At 70.9% G+C, this 20632-nt stretch carries 10 protein-coding genes; 7 read left to right on the top strand and 3 right to left on the bottom strand.

Annotated features, from left to right (window positions below; translation table 11 throughout):
- Window positions 1-87 precede the first annotated feature (87 nt).
- On the top strand, window positions 88-1086 hold the full coding sequence (locus tag BM430_RS05740) for an extracellular catalytic domain type 1 short-chain-length polyhydroxyalkanoate depolymerase (protein ID WP_093566275.1): 999 nt from the start codon (window positions 88-90) through the stop codon (window positions 1084-1086).
- A 4-nt stretch (window positions 1087-1090) separates the two neighbouring features.
- Here BM430_RS05740 and BM430_RS05735 read toward each other — a convergent pair whose 3' ends face one another.
- Both BM430_RS05735 and BM430_RS05730 read right to left on the bottom strand, forming a co-directional pair.
- Window positions 1091-2431: a sigma-54-dependent transcriptional regulator gene (locus BM430_RS05735; RefSeq protein ID WP_093566273.1), complete on the bottom strand. Its 1341-nt coding sequence runs from the start codon at window positions 2429-2431 to the stop codon at window positions 1091-1093.
- Window positions 2428-4290: a sensor histidine kinase gene (locus BM430_RS05730; RefSeq protein WP_177302951.1), complete on the bottom strand. Its 1863-nt coding sequence runs from the start codon at window positions 4288-4290 to the stop codon at window positions 2428-2430. The genes BM430_RS05735 and BM430_RS05730 overlap by 4 nt, the downstream gene beginning before the upstream one ends.
- A gap of 357 nt (window positions 4291-4647) precedes the next feature.
- Here BM430_RS05730 and BM430_RS05725 point away from each other — a divergent pair, with 357 nt between their 5' ends.
- From BM430_RS05725 to BM430_RS05715, 3 genes are all read left to right on the top strand, one after another.
- Window positions 4648-5997 (top strand): dicarboxylate/amino acid:cation symporter, encoded by a 1350-nt coding sequence (locus BM430_RS05725; RefSeq protein WP_093566271.1) that lies wholly within the window; start codon window positions 4648-4650, stop codon window positions 5995-5997.
- 119 nt (window positions 5998-6116) lie between these two features.
- Window positions 6117-6935 carry an alpha/beta hydrolase gene (locus BM430_RS05720; RefSeq protein ID WP_210188416.1) on the top strand — a complete coding sequence of 273 codons (819 nt, stop codon included), beginning with the start codon at window positions 6117-6119 and terminating at the stop codon, window positions 6933-6935.
- A 99-nt stretch (window positions 6936-7034) separates the two neighbouring features.
- Window positions 7035-8042, top strand: coding sequence for a cation diffusion facilitator family transporter (locus BM430_RS05715; protein WP_093566267.1), 1008 nt, complete (start codon window positions 7035-7037; stop codon window positions 8040-8042).
- A gap of 246 nt (window positions 8043-8288) precedes the next feature.
- Here the strand turns inward: BM430_RS05715 and BM430_RS05710 are convergent, their stop codons facing one another.
- Window positions 8289-10319 carry an elongation factor G gene (locus BM430_RS05710; RefSeq protein WP_093566265.1) on the bottom strand — a complete coding sequence of 677 codons (2031 nt, stop codon included), beginning with the start codon at window positions 10317-10319 and terminating at the stop codon, window positions 8289-8291.
- A 243-nt stretch (window positions 10320-10562) separates the two neighbouring features.
- Here BM430_RS05710 and BM430_RS05705 point away from each other — a divergent pair, with 243 nt between their 5' ends.
- From BM430_RS05705 to BM430_RS05695, 3 genes are all read left to right on the top strand, one after another.
- A complete protein-coding gene (locus tag BM430_RS05705) occupies window positions 10563-11435 on the top strand; it encodes an HTD2 family dehydratase (protein ID WP_093566263.1) in 873 nt (290 codons plus the stop codon).
- A gap of 76 nt (window positions 11436-11511) precedes the next feature.
- Window positions 11512-12540: a TRAP transporter substrate-binding protein gene (locus BM430_RS05700; protein WP_093566261.1), complete on the top strand. Its 1029-nt coding sequence runs from the start codon at window positions 11512-11514 to the stop codon at window positions 12538-12540.
- A gap of 418 nt (window positions 12541-12958) precedes the next feature.
- Window positions 12959-20413, top strand: a complete 7455-nt coding sequence (locus BM430_RS05695; RefSeq protein WP_348273075.1) for an ExeM/NucH family extracellular endonuclease — start codon at window positions 12959-12961, stop codon at window positions 20411-20413.
- Window positions 20414-20632 lie beyond the last annotated feature (219 nt).

Below are 20632 nucleotides of genomic sequence, written 5' to 3'. Positions count from 1 at the left end.
AAGCCCGCTTGCCGCTGCGGCACGCTGCCGAATCGTGGCGCCCCGCCCCATTCGAGCCGGGGCGCCCTGCCGGAGACCTTGGGCGTCATGAGCGACACGCGGCCGAAAACCCTCGCGGACGCCGTCCGCCGCCTTCGCGCGGGCGATCCCGCCGGCGCCTGGGCGGTCCTGCCCGAGAGCCTGCGGGATCTCGCGCGCCGGGCCGGGGACGGTCTGACCCGCCTTCGCGGTGGCTCGCGCCCGGATGCGGCGGCGTCCTCTGCCGGGCGCGTCCTGTCCGAGACCTATGCGGGTCCGCCGGGGCAGCGCGCCTACCGGCTCTACGTGCCGGCCGGCTATCGCGGCCGGCCGGTGCCGCTGGTGGTGATGCTGCACGGCTGCACCCAGTCGCCCGAGGATTTCGCCGCCGGCACCGGCATGAATGCCCTCGCCGAGGCCGAGACTTTCCTCGTCGCCTATCCGGAGCAGACGCGTCGCGCCAACCAGGCCCTGTGCTGGAACTGGTTCAGCCCGGCCGACCAGCCTCGCGACCGCGGCGAGACCGGGGTGATCGCCGGGATCACCCGCGCGGTGATGGCGGCCTACGCGGTCGATCCGCGGCGGCTCTACATCGCCGGGCTCTCGGCCGGGGGCGCCGCGGCGGCCAACGTCGCCTCGGCCTATCCGGACCTCTACGCGGCTGTCGGAGTCCATTCGGGCCTGTGCGCGCTGGCCGCCCGCGACCTGCCGGGGGCGCTGGCGGCGATGCGCGACGGCGCCGCCGGGCAGGCGCCGCCGATCCCCACCATCGTGTTCCACGGCGACCGCGACGCCACCGTGAATCCGAAGAACGGCGCGGCGCTGATCAGTGCCACCGGCGGCCGCCTGATCCGGCGCGAGGACGGACGCTCCCCGAATGGCCGCGCCTTCGAGAAAAGCCTCTACGCCGACGAGACCGGCCGCCCGGCCCACGAGCACTGGGTGATCCACGGCTCCGGCCACGCCTGGTCCGGCGGCAACCCCGCCGGCAGCTACACCGATCCGCAGGGCCCCGACGCGGCCCGGGAGATGTGGCGGTTCTTCAAGGAGCACCCGCGGCGGGGCTGATTCCTCACCGGTAGTCGTTCGGATCGAGCCCGTGGCGGGCGATCTTGTCGTAGAGGGTCTTTCGCGGCGTCCCCAGCGCCTCCGCCGCCACCCGCACGTCGCCGCCGGCCATGATCAGCTCGTCGCGGATCAGGCCGCGCTCGTGCCGGTCCATCTGCTCGGCGAGCGTCGCCGGCCTCACGGGCTCGGCCTGGGCCGGGCCGGTGGGAGCGAGGCCGAGGGCGCAGCGCTCGGCGAAGTGGCCGAGTTCGCGCACGTTGCCGGGCCAGTCGTGCCGGCTCAGGTGGTCGCGGATCGACGGCGTCACCGGCGGCGGCTCGCGGTTGAAGCGGGCGGCGGCCTTGCGCAGGAAGTGCTCGAACAGGAGCGCCACGTCCTCGCGCCGCTCGCGCAAGGGCGGAATCGCCACCGAGACGACGTTCAGGCGGTAATAGAGGTCATCCCGGAACGTGCCCTGCGCGGCGGCTTGGCCGAGGTCGATCTTGGTGGCGGCGACCACCCGCATGTCGACGGGCTGGATCGCGTTGGTGCCGAGCGGCTCGACCACCCGCTCCTGCAGCACCCGCAGGAGCTTGACCTGGATGTTCAGCGCCATGCTCTCGATCTCGTCGAGGAACAGCGTGCCGCCGTCGGCATGCGCGATGCGCCCAACCCGCTTCTTGAGCGCGCCGGTGAAGGCGCCGGCCTCGTGGCCGAACAGCTCGCTCTCCACCACCGTGTCGGGGAGCGCGCCGCAATTCATCGCCACGAAGTTGCCCTTGGCCCGCCGGCTCCAGCGGTGGAGCGCACTCGCCACCACCTCCTTGCCGGATCCCGTCTCGCCGAGCACCAGCACGTCGACGTCGGCCTCCGCCACCTCGCGCACGAACTGGCGCAGGCGGGTGATGCCCGGCGACACGCCGAGGAAGGCCGGATCCTCGGCCACCGCGGCGTCGAGGCGGGCGCGCAAGGTCCGGTTCTCCTGCACCAGGGCGCGGCGCTCCAGGGCGCGACGCACCGAGGCGACCAGGGTCTCGGCCGGATAGGGCTTGGCGAGGAAGTCGTAGGCGCCGGCGCGCATCGCCCGCACCGCCATGGTGATGTCACCGTGGCCGGTGATCAGGATCACCGGCAATTCGGGATCGGCCTCCTGGAGTGCGGCGAACAGGCCGAGCCCGTCGAGCCCCGGCAGGCGCACATCGGTGACGACGACCCCCGGCGGGTCGGCCAGGACCGCCTTGAGCGCCGATTCGGCGTCGGCATGGGTCTCGACGGAGAAGCCCGCGAGATCGAGGCTCTGGCCGTTGGCCCGGCGCACCTCCTCCTCGTCGTCGACGAAGACCACGCGTTGCAAGGACGCGCTCATGCGGCGGCTCCCGGAACGGCGTTGGCAGCGGGCGCGAGGGGCAGCTCGACCCGGAACAGCGCACCGCCCTCAGGGCTTGCCCCGGCCGAGAGGGTGCCGCCGCACTCCTCGACGATCCCGCGGGAGATCGCGAGGCCGAGGCCGAGGCCGCTGGCCTTGGTGGTGAAGAAGGCGTCGAAGACCTGCGCACCTCCGTCCGGCAGACCGCTGCCGTTGTCGCTCACCTCCAGCACCGCGCGCTCTCCCACTGTGCTTCCCCCCAGGACCCGCACCGTCACGGCGATGCGTGGCTCGTTGACGCCCGCGACCGCGTCGAGGGCGTTCTGCACCAGGTTGACCACGACCTGCTCCAGCCGCGGCCCTTCCCCCAGGACATAAGGCGACGGCTCGGGCAGAGCGAGGGCGAGATCGATGCCCGACAGCCGCCCCTCCACCACCTCCAGGCTCGCCCGCACGACGTCCGCCAGGGCCACCGGATCGCGCCGGCCCGAGGCCTTGCGGGCGAAGCCCTTCAGCTGGCGGGTCAGGCCGGCGATGCGCTCGGTCAGGCGGCCGACGGCCGAAAGATTCTCGGTCGCCTCGGGCAGGCGTCCGCGCTGGATCAGGATGCCGGCATTGTCGGCGTAGGAGCGGATCGCCGCGAGCGGCTGGTTGATCTCGTGCGCCATGCTGGCGGCGAACTGGCCGAGCGCGGCGAGGCGCCCCGCATGGGCGAGCTCGCGCCCGAGGCGCTGGCGCTCGGCCTCCGCCAGCCGCCGCTCGGCGATCTCGGCCTTCAGCTGGCGGTTGGCCTCGGTAAGGGCCTGCGTCCGCACCCGCACCCGCTCCTCCAGCTCGGTGCGCCGCGCCGCCGCCTCGGCGAGGCTCGCTCGCAGGCGCCGGCGCCGGCCGGCGATCTCGGCGAGGCCCAGGGCCGCGAGGCCGACCGCGAGCCCGGCGATGACCTGGGCCTGGACCCGCTCCCGCCCGACCGCGACGCCGATCCGGGTCAGGGTGTGGAGCCGCCAGGTCGTGCCGGGGATCGGGGCGTCGAGCGGAAGCGCCAGGCGCGCCGGCTCGGCCCCGTTGCCGACCCGCACCAGGGACCCGTCCGCCGCCGGATGGAGCGGCAGAGGCTCGAGGGCGGCGTCGCCGAATTCGAGCCGCTCGCGGATCAGCCGGCGCTCCTCGTCCGGCACCGGGCGCAGGGCCCCGAAGCGCCAGGCCGGCTCGCTCGCCATCAGCACGATGCCGCGGGGATCGGTGACCATCACGGTCTCCCCGCCCTTCCGGCTGCCCTCGCGCCAGGCGGCCTCGATGCCGTCGAACTCGACCTTGACGACGACCACCCCGGTCCGCCCGCCGGGACCGGCGACCCGGCGGCTGAGATAGAGGCCGGGCCGGCCGCTGACGGTGCCGAGGGCGAATTGCCGGCCCGCCCCCTCGCTCTGCGCCTGCTGGAAATAGGGCCGGAAGGCGTAGGACGCCCCGACGAAGCTGCCCGGCTCGCCGGCATTGCTCGCGGCCACCGCGGTCCCGTCCTGGCGGATGACGTAGATCACCGCCGCCCCCGAGGCCCGGGCGATCTCGGCCAGCCGGTCGTTGACCCGGGCGAGCAGAGCCGGATCCGGCGCCGGCCCGACCACCGCGGTGATCTCGGGGTCGCTGGCGAGCGCCAGCGGCAGCGAGCCCTGCTTCTGCATCTCGGTGCGGAAGGCGGCGACGTGGAGCGCCAGCGTCGCGTTGGCCGAGCGCCGCAGGTCCGTCAGCGCCGCCCGCTCGGCAGTGCGGCCGGCGAAGAGCGAGGCGGCCAGCACCGCCGCGAGCCCGAGGAGCCACGGCAGCGCCGGGGAGCGCGGCAGCGCGCGCCAGCCGATCACGGCCGCCCCGCGGGGCGGCGGATTCGGGCCCGGCGAATCTGGTTCCGGCCGGTTGCGGATTTCCGCACCGGATCCGGGCCCTCGTTGCGGCGCGCCGGAAGGCTCCACCGGGCCGTCTCCTCCATCATTCTGAAAAACCTTTTATTCGTCTGTACTTAACAAAAAATTTCGAAATTTTTCCGGCTGGCACGCCGGTTGCCATTGTGGGTTCGTCCGCGGCCCGCCGGTACGCGGCAGGCCTGCGAAAAGGTCGATACCCGCCGAGAGGCCAAGACGCCTGAAGGCCAAGACCAAGAGCAACCCCGCGATCCACCGCGAAAAGTCGACCTGCAACGAGCCATATAGGGAGAACGTCCGATGGCTACGATCCCGTCCCCGCTGACCGCGCCGCACGCGCCGCCGGCCCCGAAGCCGATCTACAAGACCCTCTATTTCCAGGTCCTGGTCGCCGTCGCGATCGGCATCACGCTCGGGCATTTCTACCCGCAGCTCGGCGCCGACATGAAGCCGCTCGGCGACGCCTTCATCAAGCTCGTCAAGATGATCATCGCCCCGGTGATCTTCCTCACCGTGGTCTCCGGCATCGCCGGCATGACCAACCTCGAGAAGGTCGGCCGGGTCGGCGGCAAGGCGCTGATCTACTTCCTCACCTTCTCGACGCTGGCGCTCATCGTCGGGCTGATCATCGCGAACCTCGTCCAGCCGGGCGCAGGGATGCATATCGACCCGAAGTCGCTTGATCCCAAGCAGATCTCGATGTACGCCGAGAAGGCGAAGACGCAGTCGATCACCGACTTCCTGATGAACATCATCCCGAATACGGCGGTGAGTGCGTTCACGAGCGGCGAGATCCTGCAGGTCCTGTTCTTCTCGATCCTGTTCGGCTTCGGCCTCGCCTTCCTGGGCGACCGCGGCAAGCCGGTGCTCGACTTCATCAAGATCCTGTCCGAGGCGGTCTTCGGCGTCGTCCACATCATCATGAAGGTCGCCCCCATCGGCGCCTTCGGCGCCATGGCCTTCACCATCGGCAAGTACGGCATCTCCTCGCTCGCCAACCTCGCCTACCTCGTCGGCGCGTTCTACCTGACCTCGGCGATCTTCATCTTCGGCGTCCTCGGCGCGGTCGCCCGCTACAACGGCTTCTCGATCGTCAAGCTGGTCCGCTACATCAAGGAGGAGCTGCTGCTCGTGCTGGGCACCTCGTCCTCCGAGTCGGCCCTGCCCTCGCTGCTCGAGAAGATGGAGCGCGCCGGCTGCTCGAAGCCCGTCGTCGGCCTCGTCGTCCCGACCGGCTACTCGTTCAACCTCGACGGCACCAACATCTATATGACCATGGCGGCCCTGTTCATCGCCCAGGCGACGGACACGCCCCTCTCCTACGGCGAGCAGGCCCTGCTGCTCCTCGTCGCGATGCTGTCCTCGAAGGGCGCGGCGGGCGTCACCGGCTCGGGCTTCATCACCCTGGCGGCGACCCTCGCGGTGGTCCCCTCCGTGCCGGTCGTCGGCATGGCGCTGATCCTCGGCATCGACCGCTTCATGTCGGAGTGCCGGGCGCTCACCAACTTCATCGGCAACGCGGTCGCCTGCATCGTGGTCGCCCGCTGGGAGGGTGAGGTCGACATGGACCGCCTGAAGGCCGCCCTCGACGGCAACCCGATGCCGCTCGACGAGGTCGCCCCGGTCCCGGCCCTCCAGGCCGCCGAGTAAGCGACGAACCGGGGCTTCCGGCCCCAGGGTTCAGGATGGGGGCGGCCCTGCGCGCGGCGCGGGGCCGCCCTTCTCGTTTTCCGGGCTATCCTCCGGCCTCGTTTCCGGGAGGATCCACGATGACGGGTGGCGACTGGCGCGGGATGGACCGCGCGACGCTCAGCAAGGCCTACGACAATTCCGGCGCGGTCGCCGGCAGCAGCGCCTTCATGGCTGCCTTACGCGAGCGGAGCGCCGCCTTCCGCGAGGCGCATCCGGGCGAACTCGACATCCCCTACGGCGACGGCGCGCGGCAGCGTTTCGACCTCTTCCGCTGCGGCCGGCCGCAGGCTCCGCTCCTCGCCTTCATCCATGGCGGCTACTGGCAGCGCAACGACAAGCAGGGCTTTTCCGCGCTGGCCGAGGGGCCGCTCGCCCGCGGCCTCGACGTGGCGATGATCGGCTACACCCTCTGCCCCGAGGCGACGATGACCGCGCTCTGCGCCGAGATCCCGTCGGCGCTGGCGGCCTTGCGGGCCCATGCGAGCCCGCCGCGCCTCGTCGTCTCGGGCTGGTCGGCCGGCGGCCACCTCGCGGCCCTCGCCATGGCCTGCCCGGAGGTCGATGCGGGCCTGGCGCTGAGCGGCGTCTTCGACCTCGCGCCGATCCGGCGCACGGCCCTCGACGACGCGCTCCACCTCGGCGAGGACGAGGTCGCCGCGCTCTCGCCGATCCGGCACCTGCCGCGCCGGGCCGGGCCGCTCACCGTGGCCTACGGGGCGGACGAGCTGCCGGAGCTGTGCCGGCAATCGCAGGTCTACCACGCCGCCTGGGCCGGGACCGGGCTCCCCGGCGACCTGCTGCCGCTCCCCGGCGACGACCACTTCACCGTGCTCGACCAGATGATCCGGCCGGACGGGGCGCTGACCGAGGCGGTTTTGCGGCTCGCCGCCGGGTGACGCGGGGCTCGCCCTGGCACGGGTCCCGCCCTAAAGCTACCGCGCCAGGGTGACGGTGCGGGCTCGGACACGGGCCCGCGCGAGCGACAGAGAGCGGGCATGGGCCAGCATCACGACCACGCGCACGAGCATGGCGATCACGACCATCACGGCCATGACCACGGGCACGGCCACGGCGCGGGCCATCATCACGGCGCGGGCCATCATCATGGCCCGGGCCACGTCCACGCCCCGGCGAATTTCGGCCGCGCCTTCGCGATCGGGATCGCGCTCAACACCGGCTTCGTGCTGATCGAGGGCGCCTACGGGTTCCTGACCGATTCGGTGGCGCTGCTGGCCGATGCCGGCCACAACCTCTCGGACGTGCTCGGCCTCGTCGTCGCCTGGGCGGCGGCGACGCTCGGGCAGCGCCGGCCGACGGCGCGGTTCACCTACGGTCTGCGCTCGTCCTCGATCCTGGCCGCCCTGTTCAACGCCGTGTTCCTGCTGGTCGCGGTCGGGGCCATCGCCTGGGAGGCGGTGCAGCGGTTCAGCGAACCCGCCCCCGTCCCGGGCCTCACCGTGACGATCGTGGCGCTGATCGGCATCGCGGTGAACGGCGTCACCGCCTGGCTGTTCGCCTCCGGCAGCAAGGGCGACCTCAACGTGCGCGGCGCCTACCTGCACATGCTGGCCGACGCCGCGGTCTCGGCCGGCGTCGTGGTGGCGGGCCTCGTCATCATGGGAACCGGCTGGACCTGGATCGACCCTCTCACCAGCCTCGTCATCGTGGCGGTGATCGTCGCCGGCACCTGGGGGCTGCTGCGCGACAGCGTCGTGCTGTCGCTCGATGCCGTGCCGCCCGGCATCGACCCGGCGGCGGTGCGAGCCTGCCTCGCCGACCGTCCAGGCGTCGCGGAGGTCCACGACCTTCACGTCTGGCCGATGAGCACTACCGAGACGGCGCTCACCGCCCATCTGGTGATGCCGGAGGGCCATCCCGGCAACGCCTTCCTGCACGACTGCGCCGCCGCCTTGAAGACCCGCTTCGGCATCGCCCACGTGACGCTGCAGGTCGAGCTGGCGGGGGGGCCGGCCTGTGCGCTGGCGCCGGACCATGTGATCTGATGCATCTCAGGACGGGTGGGGCACGACGGACCTGCAACCCTCGATGTCATCCCGGGGCTCGCCGCAGGCGAGAACCCGGGATCCATAACCGCTGAGGTTGGAGAATGGAGCGACTCGCGTTCCGCGCTATCCTGAACCGTCGGCGGTTATGGATCCCGGGTTCCGCTTCGCGGCCCCGGGATGACGCAGAGGGTGGCACGGCCAGCATAGCACCCTAATGCAGCGCGCTATCCCTCACCCCCCATTCTACCCCGCCTTGCGCACCGGCTGGCGGGCCAGCACCGCCTCCGCCGCACGCCCCGTCAGCTCCGCCCGATGATCGAAGCGGGTGGTGAAGGTGCCGACCCCGGCGGTGGCCGAGCGCAGCTCGACGATGAGGTCGGTCATCTCGGATTCGGGGATCAGCGCCTCGACCACGTCCCAGCCGGACCAGCCGGGCCGCGCGTCGAAGCCGAGGATCTGGCCGCGGCGGGCGGTGACGAGGCCGGTCGCCTTCGCGGTGGCGCCGCTCGGCACCGCCATCGACACCGCGAGGATCGGTTCGAGCAGCACCGGCCCGGCCTTGGCGAGCGCGTCCTCCAGCGCCAGCCGCGTCGCCGCCTGGAAGGCGGCGTCCGAGGAATCGACCGCGTGCGCCGCCCCGTCCTTGAGCGTCACCGCGATGTCGACGACGGGGAAGCCGAGCGGCCCCTTGGCGGTGAAGGCCCGGGCGCCGGCCTCGACGGAGGCGATGTACTGGCGCGGCACCGCGCCGCCCACCACCTCGTCCTCGAACGAGAACCCCACGCCCCGCGGCAGCGGCCGCACCGCCAGAGCCACGTCGGCGAACTGGCCGTGGCCGCCGGTCTGCTTCTTGTGCCGCGCCCGCGCCTCGGCCGGGCCGCGGATCGTCTCGCGATAGGCGATCCGGGCGCGCTCGGTCTCGACCCCGATGCCGAAGCGCGAGGCCAGCCGCTCGACCGCGACCCGCAGGTGCATCTCGCCCTGGCCGGACAGGCGCAGGTCGCCGAGCTCGGCGCGGTGCTCGACGATCAGCGCCGGATCCTCGTCGGCGAGCTTCGTCAGCGCCGCCGAGAGGCGCACGTCGTCCTTGCGGTCGCGCACCCGGAGCGCCACGGCGTGGACCGGCTCGGGCGCCGGCAGGCTCACCAGGGCTTCGGACGCCTCGGAGCCGGTCGCCAGGGTCTCTGCGGTGGCGATGCCCTCGAGCTTGGCGAGGCCCACGACCTCGCCCGCCTGCGCCTCGGGCACGCGGTGGCCGGCGGCGCCCGCGAGCTGGCTCAGCCCCGCCACCCGGGCGGTGCCGCCGGCGGAGCCCGTCACCGCGTCGCCCTCGCGGATCGCCGCCCGCAGCACGCGGCCGACCGAGAGCTTGCCGCCGAAGCCGGTATGGAGCGTCTTCATCACCTGGACGAGCGGCGTCCCCTCCCCGTCGATCCCGAGACGCGCGCGGGTCTCGGGCAGCCCCGGCGCCTCGTGCCGGAGCGCCTTCAGCAGGCGGGTGACGCCGTGGCCGTGCTCGGCCGAGCCGAACAGCACCGACACCGCTTGCCCGTCGCGCAGCTCGCGGGCGAGGTCGGCGAAGACCCGGTCGGCCTGCGGCTCGACCTCCGCGATCAGGTCCTCCATCAGGGCGTCGTCGTGGTCGGCGAGGCGCTCCAGCATGGTGTAGCGCTCGGCCTTCTCCCGCGGCAGCTCGACGTCGGGCAGGGCCACCACCTCGCTTTGCGCCTGCTCGCACCAGATGAAGGCGCGCTCCAGGGCAAGATCGATGAAGCCGACCGCCGCCTCGCCCTCGATCAGGGGGATCTGGCGCATCAGTAGCGGCACCCGCGAGGCGGGTTGCAGCAGGGCGAGCGCGTCGCGCAGCGAGCCGGGGGCGGTCTCGGCCTTGTTGATGAACAGGAGACGCGGGATACCGGCGGCCTCGAGCTCGCGCAGGGTCAGCTCCAAGGCCGGCAGCTTGCGCTCGTCGGCCTCGCAGACCACGATCGCGGCGTCGCATGCGGGCAGCACCGCCCGCAGGTCGTGCGCGAACTCGATCGAGCCGGGACAATCGACGAAGGTGAAGGACTCGCCGAGGAAGCGCGTCGTGGCGAAGGCCGGCTCCACGCTCATGCCGTGGGCCCGCGCCTCGGGCGAGGTATCGCCGATCCGGGAGCCGGCGCGCCCGGGCCGGTCGATCGCGCCGGTGCGATGGAGGATGGCCTCGAGCAGGGCGGTCTTGCCGCTCTGGAACGGACCGACGATCGCGATGCACCTGTGCTGCGCAGCCACGTGACGTCTCCCACCTTCGTCTTTAGTTGACAGCGAGTTAAGCATCATTCGCCGAAGTGGTCACCGGTTCGGCGGCGAAAATGATGCAAAAAGTAAGAAGCTTAGCCGAGTTGCCCCGTGCAACTCGGCTTGAGCACCGGGACGAAGCCGGGTCCAGGCGGCAGGTGTGCAGGCGCGAAGACGGGCCGATATAGGATCACCGGAAGGCCCGCTCCCGCGCGGGCCAGGACAGGGAAGCGCCCGATGCCCGAGATCGACATCGACCACCTGCGCGGCTGGATCGGCCGCACCCGGGAGGTCGAGGACTTCGTGACGCCGCGCCTCGTCGCCGAATACCGGGCGACGCTGGCGCCCCATCTCGCTCCGGTGGCCGACGGCGAGGCGCCGCTCGCCATCCACTGGTGCCTCGGCCCGGAGACCCCGGCGGCCGACGCGCTCGGGCCGGACGGCCACGCGGCCAAGGGCGGGTTCCTGCCCCCGGTGCCGCTGCCGCGGCGGATGTGGGCCGGCGGCGAGGTCGAGACGCTGGCCCCCCTGCGCGTCGGCGACCGGGTGGTGCGCCGCGAGACCGTCTCGGACGTGGCAGTGAAAAACGGGCGCACCGGCACGCTGTGCTTCGTCACCGTGCGGCACGACTACCTGACCGAGCGGGGTCCGGCGATCCGCGACCGGCAGGACATCGTCTACCGCGAGGCGAGCCGGCCGGGCGACGCCGCACCGGCGCCGAAGCCGGTGCCGGCCGAAGACGAGGCGGCATGGTCGGTCGAGGCCGATTCCGTGCTGCTGTTCCGCTACTCGGCGATGACCTTCAACGGCCACCGCTTCCACTACGACCACCCCTATGCCACGCAGGTCGAAGGCTATGCCGGCCTCGTCGTGCACGGGCCGATGCAGGCGAGCCTGCTTCTCAACCTCGCCGCCGCCCGCCTCGGCCGGGTGCCGGCGCGCTTCCGCTACCGCGGCGTCGCGCCGATGATCGCGGGATCCCGCTTCGCGGTGGCCGGCCGGCCGGAGGGCGGCGAGTTCCGCGGCTGGACGGCGATCGGCGGCGCGGTCCACATGGAGGCGGAGGCCGTCTTGGAGGCGGAGGCCGTCTTGGAGGCGGAGGCAGGTTAGGCGATCGGCGCATTGCGGCGGCGGAATCGAACTGTCAGGGTCACCGCCGAACGAACAACGACAACGAGGAAACGCCATGCCGACGCCGTCCCGTCCTGCCCTGAGCCTCACCCGTCGCGCCCTCGCGGCCGGCACCGCCCTGCTCCTCCTGTCGGGCGCCGCGCTCGCCCAGGCGCCGATCGTGATCAAGTTCAGCCACGTCGTCGCGCCGGACACGCCGAAGGGACGCGGCGCCGACAAGTTCAAGGAACTGGCGGAAAAATACACCAACGGCAAAGTGAAGGTGGAGGTCTACCCGAACTCGCAGTTGTTCAAGGACAAGGAAGAGGTCGAGGCGCTGCAGCTCGGCGCGGTCCAGATGCTGGCGCCGTCGCTGGCGAAGTTCGGGCCGCTCGGCGCCAAGGAGTTCGAGGTCTTCGACCTGCCCTACATCCTGCCCGACAAGGCGGCCCTGCGCCGGGTGACCGACGGGGCGCTCGGCAAGCGGCTGTTCGACAAGCTGCAATCGAAGGGCATCACCGGGCTCGCCTACTGGGACAACGGCTTCAAGGTGATGAGCGCCAACAAGCCGCTGAAGATGCCGGCGGACTTCCGCGGCCTGAAGATGCGGATCCAGTCCTCGAAGGTGCTGGAGGCGCAGTTCCGCGCGCTCGGCGCGATCCCGCAGGTGATGGCCTTCTCGGAAGTCTACCAGGGCATGCAGACCGGCGTGGTCGACGGCTCGGAGAACACGCCCTCGAACATGTTCACCCAGAAGCACCACGAGGTGCAGAAGTTCATCACGCTGTCCGACCACGGCTATATCGGCTACGCGGTGATCACCAACAAGAAGTTCTGGGACGGCCTGCCGGCGGAGATCCGCACCGAACTCGACAAGGCGATGAAGGAAGCCACATCCTACGCCAACGAGGTCGCCGACAAGGACAATGCCGACGCGCTGGAGGAGATGAAGAAGTCCGGCAAGACCACCTTCATCACGCTCAACGCCGACGAGAAGGCGGCCTGGAAGGCGGCGCTCGAGCCGGTCACCGCCGACATGGCCAAGCGCGTCGGCAAGGACGTGATCGAGGAGTTCCAGAAGGAAGCGAAGGGCGGGACGCAGTAGGCGGCAATTCCGACCCTCCTCGACCAACTATCTGACGATCGCGCCCCGCCGTCGAGCATCGACGGCGGGGCTTTTTTTCGTGGCGACGCCGTCGGGAAGGAACTGGATCCGTGGCGATCTTTTGCCGGGCAACCAACCAATAGCTCCCGGCCGCCACGGTCCCGGAAGCAGGACTGCCGGCGATCTCGGCAACCTTCACAGGAGTGTCGCAGAACGCCCATACAGAGCGAACACAGTTCGAAACATGCTGTAACAAGGCAGACTCGCCCGACTCGCTCCGACACGTCGAACGATCGCGGGCGAGCCCTGGGCCGCTGCGCGCTTCTCCAACCCTTCAAGACCTAACAGGTTCGCGCTGAACGGTGGCGCTCGCCCTCGCGCCACCGCTTTTCCCGCGCGCCCGGAGACACTGGACCCCATGGCCACCACGCTCGTCAACGGCACCATGATCTTCGACGCTGCGCCCTCGCTCCAGGGCCAGTCGGGCGCGACCGCGACGACCCCGCCGACCGCCACCAACGCGCTCCAGCTCGTGCGGCTCGGCGCCTACGCGACCACCAACGATGCGGCGACGCAAGCGGCGCCGAACGCCGAGGTGGTGGCCTACGATTCCTCGACCAGCCGCCTCTACGTCCAGAACACCAACGAGAACCGGATCGAGATCGTCGCGCTCGACGCCGCCGGCAGCTTGCGCAAGTCCGGCGAGATCCTGCTGTCGGGTCTCGAGCAGTACGGCGCGGTGAACTCGGTCGCGGTCTCCAACGGCCTCGTGGCGGTGGCCTACGCCAACGCGACCGGGGACGCGGCGGGCCGTGTCGCCCTGTTCAACGCCGACGGCACGCTGCTGCGCTCGCTCGCCGTCGGGGTCGGGCCCGATCAGCTGGTGTTCAACCGCGACGGCACCCGCCTCCTCGTCGCCAACGAGGGCGAGCAGGCAAGCCAGAACAGCAACCCGGTCGGCGGCATCTCGATCATCGACGTCTCGGGCGGGGCGGCGGGCGCCTCGGTCCTCACCACCATCGGGTTCGACGGCCTGAACGGCAGCGAGGCGACCTTGCGCGCCCGCGGCCTCGCGATCACGCCCGGCAATACGGCCGCGGCCGACATCGAGCCCGAATACATCGCGATCTCGCCCGACAACCGCTTCGCCTACGTCACCCTGCAGGAGGTGAACGGCGTCGCGGTGATCGACCTCGCCAACCCCGGCACGGCGCCGATCGCGATCCAGCCGCTGGGCGCGGTCAACCACGCGCTGCCCGGCAACGAGTTTGACGCATCCGACCGCGACGGCCCGAACGGCACCGCCTCGATCCGGATCGCCAGCACCCCGGCCAGTACCCCGATCTATGGCCTGCTCCAGCCCGACAGCATCGCGTCGTTCACGACGGGTGGGGCGACCTACTTCGTCACGGCGAACGAGGGCGACCAGCGGGTCATCGGCGGCGCCGACGACACCGGCGACGTCGCCCGTCTGAGCGCGGTCCCGAACAACCGGCTCACGCCCGAGTTGCAGGCGCTGAAGTCCAACGCGGCCTATGCCCGGCTCAACGTGCTGCTGCGCAGCGGCGACACCAACGGCGACGGGGTGATCGACCAGCTCACCACGCTCGGCGGCCGCGGCATCTCGATCTTCCGCCAGAACCAAGACGGCACCCTCACCAAGGTGCGCGAGACCGGCGGCGAATTCGAGAAGATCTTCGCCCAGATCGCGCCCGAGCGCTTCAACAACGACCAGACTATCCCCAACACGCCCGACGACCGCTCCGACAACAAGGGTCCGGAGCCCGAGGGCATCACGGTCGGCACGGTCAACGGCCGGATCTACGCCTTCGTCGGCCTGGAGCGCCAGAGCGGCATCCTGGTCTACGACGTGACCGATCCGGCGAACGCGAATTACGTCTCGTACGTGCCGCCGCTCGCCGGCTCGGCCGCAGATCTCGGCCCGGAGGTGCTGACCTTCATCCCCGCCGACCGCAACCCGACCGGCACCAACCTGGTGGTCTCGGCCAACGAGGTGGCGAATGGCGGCGCGACCCTCTACGCGGCGCTGCCGCAGGGCACGACGCAGGAGGTCTCCTTTACGGCCGATTCGCTCAGCGTGAGCCGGGCGGAGGGCGATAGCGGCACCACGACCCTCGGCTTCACGGTGCAGCGCACGAACGGCACGCTCGGCGCGGTGACCTTCACCGCCGAGCTCACCGGCACCGGCGCGAACCCGGCGAACGCCGCCGACTTCGCCGGCAACCCCGCCCTACCGCTCACCGTTACCGGCACGATCCCGGCGGGCGCCGCCTCGGCGGTGGTCAGCGTCACCGTGCAGGGCGACGTGACGCCCGAGCCGAACGAGACCTTCGGCCTAACGCTGCGCAGCGCCACGTCCAGCCAAGCCGGCATCGCCGCGGCGGTGAGCGCCACCAACGCGACCGCCACCGGCACCATCGTCAACGACGACGTCACCCTGATCTCGGCGGTGCAGGGCGCGGGCAGCGCCAGCCCCCTCGTCGGCCGGACCGTCACGGTCGAGGCGATCGTCGTCGGCGACTTCCAGAACGGCGACGCCGATGCCAAGCGCAGCATCGGCGGCTTCTACCTTCAGGAGGAGAAGGCCGACCAGGACGCCAGCCCGCTGACCTCGGAGGGCCTGTTCGTCTACGAGGGCACCGGCAACCGCCTCGTCGACGTGAACGAGGGCGACCGGGTCCGGGTCACCGGCACGGTCACCGAGTTCAACGGCGAGACGCAGCTCACGGTCAACGCCGCCTCCGGCATCCAGGTCGTGCAGGCCGGCGCGCTCTCGGCGGCCGATGTCAAGGCGCAGGCGGTCGATGTCAGCCTGCCGGCGGCCGGCACGGTCGGCACCGGCACCACCGCGCAACCGGACCTCGAGCGCTACGAGGGCATGCTGGTCCGCCTGCCCCAGACCCTGACGATCTCGGAGCAGTTCAACCTCGACCGCTTCAACGAGATCCGCCTCGCGGCGGGCGGGCGGCCCGAGACCTTCAGCAACGAATTCGAGCCGAACTCGCAAGCCTACGCGGCCTATCTCGCCCAGACGGCGGCGCGCTCGATCACCTACGACGACGGGCTGAACACCCAGAACCTGCCGATCGAGACTCTCGACGGCTTCGGTCCGACCTACTCCACCGCCACCGCCCCGCGGATGGGCGACACCGTGACCGGGCTCACCGGGACCCTCGGCTACGGCCCGTCCAACGCCTTCCGGGTGCGGTCGATCGAGGACGGCTCGAACACCTTCACCAAGGCCAACCCGCGGCCCGCGACGCCGGACGCGGTCGGCGGCACGCTCAAGGTCGGCAGCCTCAACGTCCTCAACTACTTCACGACGCTCAATGCTTCGTCGAGCGCGCTCACCGCGATCGGCCAGGCGCCGCGGGGCGCCAACACGAGCGAGGAACTGGCGCGGCAGACCGAGAAGCTCGTCACCACGCTGATCGGTACCGGCGCCGACGTGCTCGGCCTCACGGAACTCGAGAACCAGTTCCAGCCCGGCAACCCGGGCAACGCGCTCGAATACCTCGTCGGCCAGCTCAACGCCCGGGCCGGCGCCGGGACCTACGCCTACGTCAACCCGGGCAGCCAGCTCGACAACGGCCAGTTCCTCGGCGGCGACGCCATCGCGGTCGGCTTCATCTACAAGCCGTCCAAGGTCAGCGTCGCGCTCAACACCACGATCGAGACGCTCGACGACGCGGACGTGGCGCGCTTCGACCCCGCGCTTCTCCAGCAGAGCACGATCGGCCACGTCTTCAACGGGGTGAACACCAGCCGCGCCTCCCTGGCGGTGACCTTCCGGGAGACCACGACGGGCGAGGACTTCACCGCAATCATCAACCACCTGAAGTCGAAGAGCGGCAATGGCACCGGGGCCGATGCCGACCAGGGCGACGGCCAGGGCGCCTGGCAGCAGCAGCGGGAGCTCGCCGCCAAGGCGCTGACCGAGTGGGCCGCGACGAAGCCGACCGGCACCCAGGATTCCGACACGATCCTGCTCGGCGACTTCAACGCCTACCTCAAGGAGGACGCCCTCGACACGATCAAGGAAGGGGGCTTCACCAACCTCGCCGAGGACCGCCTCGCCAATCCGTATTCCTACGTCTTCAACGGGGCATACGGCGCCCTCGACCACGCCTTTACTAACACCAGCCTGAACGGGCAGGTCACCGGCGTGACCGAGTGGCACGTCAATGCCGACGAGGCGGACGCGATCGACTACAACCTCGATTTCGGCCGGCCGGCCTCGTACTTCGACGGCAGGGTCGCGGCGCGCGAATCCGACCACGATCCGATCCTCGTCGGGCTGAAGCTCGACCAGACCGCGCCGACGCTGGTTTCCGCCACGCCCGCCGACAACGCCACCGGCGTGGCGACGGGCGCCAACATCACCTTGCGCTTCAGCGAGGCGGTGAAGGCCGGCACCGGGTCGATCACCCTCACCGACGGGGCGGGCGACACCCGCGCCATCGCGGTCGCCGACGCCGCCCAGGTCGTCGTCTCCGGCGACACCGTGACGATCGACCCGAGCGCCGACCTGAAGACGGGCAAGGCCTACGACGTCGTCGTGCCGAAGGGCGCGATCACCGACACGGCCGGCAACGCCTTCGCGGGCCTCGCGCAGGACCAGCTCGACTTCACCACCCAGCAGGCTGCCCCGATGACCTACACGCTCCAGATCCTGCACGCCTCCGACTGGGAGGCCGGCCTCCTGGCGACCCAGCGGGCGCCGAACTTCGCGGCGATCGTCGACAAGCTCGAGGACGCGACCCCGAACTCGATCACCCTCTCGACCGGCGACGGCTGGATCCCGAGCCCGTTCTTCATCGCCGGCGCCGATCCGCAGCTGAACGCGACCTATAACGGCATCTACAACCAGTTCTACGGGCTGTCGGGCGCGGGCGCCTACAACCGCCTCACCGCCTCGCCGGGCCGGGCCGACATCACGATCCAGAACATCATCGGCGTCCAGGCCGCGGTGTTCGGCAACCACGAGTTCGACTCAGGGCCGACCGAGGTCGCCAACATCATCGGCGCCAACCTCGGCTCGAGCCCGGGTGCCGCCGACGACACCTGGGTCGGCGCCCAGTTCCCCTACCTCTCGACGAACCTCAACTTCTCGCGGGAATCGGCCCTCTCGGGCCTCGTCCACCAGGACGGCGACGCCGCAACCTTCGCCCAGACCGGCCCGACCTCGACCCAGACCGGCACCGGCGCCGACAAGATCGCCAAATCGACGATCATCACCGAGAACGGCGAGAAGATCGCCTTCATCGGCGCCACCACCCAGCTCGAGCCGCTGCTGACCACGCTCGGCAACGTCACCCTCGACGGCTTCACCGGCCGCGACGAGATCGCGCTGCTCGCCCAGCAGATCAACGCCGAGGTCGACCGGGTGCTCGCGGCCAATCCCGGCCTCAACAAGGTCATCGTCGGCACCCACCTGCAGCAGCTCGCCAACGAGCAGGCCCTCGCGCCGCTCCTGCGCAACGTCGACGTGCTGATCGGCGGCGGCTCGCACACGCTCCTGTCCGACTCGAACGACCGCCTGCTGCCGGGCGACACCGCGGGCGGCGCCTACCCGCAATTCTTCACCAACGCCACGGGCCAGACCCTGGCGCTGGTCAACACGGCCTCCGAATACTCCTATGTCGGCCGCCTGACCGTCACCTTCGACGACCAGGGCAACGTCATCCGCGACTCGGTCACGCCGCAGAACTCGGGCGCGGTCGCGGTCGACGACACCTCGGTGGCGCAGCTCTGGGGCTCGAAGGACGCGGCCTTCGCCCCCGGCACCAAGGGCTACCTGGTCAAGGAGATGATCGAGGGCCTCGACGTCAACAACGACGGCATCCAGGAGACCGCCGGCGTCGCTGACATCATCCGCCAGCAGGACGGCAACATCCTCGGCCGCACCAGCGTCTACCTCGAAGGGCGCCGCGGCGAGGTCCGCACCGAGGAGACCAACCTCGGCGACCTCTCCGCCGACGCCAACCTCTGGTACGCCAGGCAGTACGACCCGACGGTCGCGGTCTCGATCAAGAATGGCGGCGGCCTCCGCGACTCGATCGGCTCGTTCTCGACCGCCGGCGGCGGCACCGCCGAACTGCCGCCTGCCGCCAACGCCTCCGCGGGCAAGCAGTCGGGCGACATCTCGCAGCTCGACGTCACCAACTCGCTGCGCTTCAACAACGCGCTCGCCGTCACCACCGTCTCGGCGCTGGAGATGAAGCGGCTCCTTGAGCACGCGGTCTCGGCGACCGCCGCCGGCGCGACCCCGGGCCAGTTCCCGCAGATCGGGGGCCTGAGCTTCTCCTTCGACGCCACGAAGACCGCCCAGACCCTCGACGCCAACGGCACCGTGACGCGCGAGGGCCAGCGCGTCCTCAACGCGGCGATCGTCGACGAGAACGGCCGGATCACCGACACCCTGGTGCAGAACGGCCAGCTCGTCGGCGACCCGAACCGCAGCATCCGCACCGTCACCCTCGACTTCCTGGCGACCGGCACCTCGACCGCGCCGGGCTTGGGGGGCGACAATTACCCGTTCCCGGCCTACGGCGAGAACAAGGTGGCGCTCGCCTCCGCCACCCCGGGCGCCTCGCTGCCGAACTCCGCGACCTTCGCCGCGCAGGGCACCGAGCAGGACGCGATGGCCGAGTACCTGCGCGCCTTCTACGCCACCACGCCCTACGGCACCGCCGACACCACGCCCGCCGGCGACACCCGGATCCAGAACCTCGCCGCCCGCAGCGACACGGTGCTGGCCCGCGGCGTGGTCCGGAACGGCACGAGCGGCAACGACACGCTGGCCGGCACGGCCTTCGACGACATCATCACGGGCGGGGCCGGCAACGACACGATCACCAACTCGCCCGGCAACGACATCCTGCTCGGCGGGCGCAACGCCGACGGTTCGACCGGCACCGACACGCTGGTGTTCAATTCGCGGCTCGCCGACACCACGGTCACCCGCGACGGCGCCTACACGCTGATCGTCGGGCCGGAGGGCCAGGACCGGGTCACCGGCTTCGAGCGCTACCAGTTCACCGACGCGACGGTGGTGACCGGCGACGGCGCCCCGCTCGTCGACGACCTGTTCTATCTGGCGAACTACAAGGACGTGCTGGAGGCCGGCCAGGACGCCGACACCCATTACGCCACCTACGGCTGGCGCGAGGGCCGCGACCCGAACGCGCTGTTCTCCACCACCGGCTACCTCGCCGCCAACCCGGCGGTCCGCGCCTCCGGGCAGAATCCGCTGGAGCATTACGACCAGGCCGGCTGGAAGGAGGGCCGCGACCCGTCCGCCGCCTTCGACAACGAGCAGTATCTCGCCCGCAACCCGGACGTGCGCGCCGCCGGCCTCGATCCGCTCAAGCACTACATCGAGTACGGCCAGGGCGAGGGCCGGCAGATCTACGCGGCGATCGGCAAGACCGCCGACCTCGCGGTGCATCCGGGCTTCGACGCCGAGTACTACCTGCTCTCGAACCCCGACGTGGCCCGCGCGGCCATCGCCGTGGGCGGCGATTCCGCGGTTTACGCCTACCAGCACTACCAGACCTATGGCTGGAAGGAGGGGCGCAACCCGAACGCCGTGTTCGACACCAGGGGCTACCTGAATGCCTATGGCGACGTAAAGGCAGCGGGGATCGATCCGCTGATGCATTACGACCAGTACGGCTGGAAGGAGGGCCGCGACCCGTCGAAGGGCTTCGACTCGACGGCCTATCTCGGGGCCTACGGCGACGTGGCGCAGGCCAAGATCGACCCGATGCAGCACTACCTGCAATACGGCGCGACGGAGGGGCGCTCGACCTTCGGCGATACCACCTTCGGGGCGGGCAATATCGGGTAGCGTCCTGGCGCGACGGCGGGCGGCCCGGGTTCGCTGGGCCGCCAGAGATTGTGCGAGTTCGGAACCGCCTGAAAAGTAAAGCGCGGTTCCCCTCTCCCGTGTGGGAGAGGGGCCAGGGGTGAGGGTGCTACGGTTCTGATTCTAGCTCGAACCATTCCGTTTCCAGCACGACGCTCTCAGCTTTACACGGAAGCGTGTCACCCTCACCCCTACCCCTCT

Origin of the sequence: Methylobacterium sp. 174MFSha1.1, assembly GCF_900116815.1 — a bacterium.
Taxonomy (GTDB): Bacteria; Pseudomonadota; Alphaproteobacteria; order Rhizobiales; family Beijerinckiaceae; genus Methylobacterium.
This window is presented reverse-complemented; position numbering and strand designations above follow the sequence as displayed.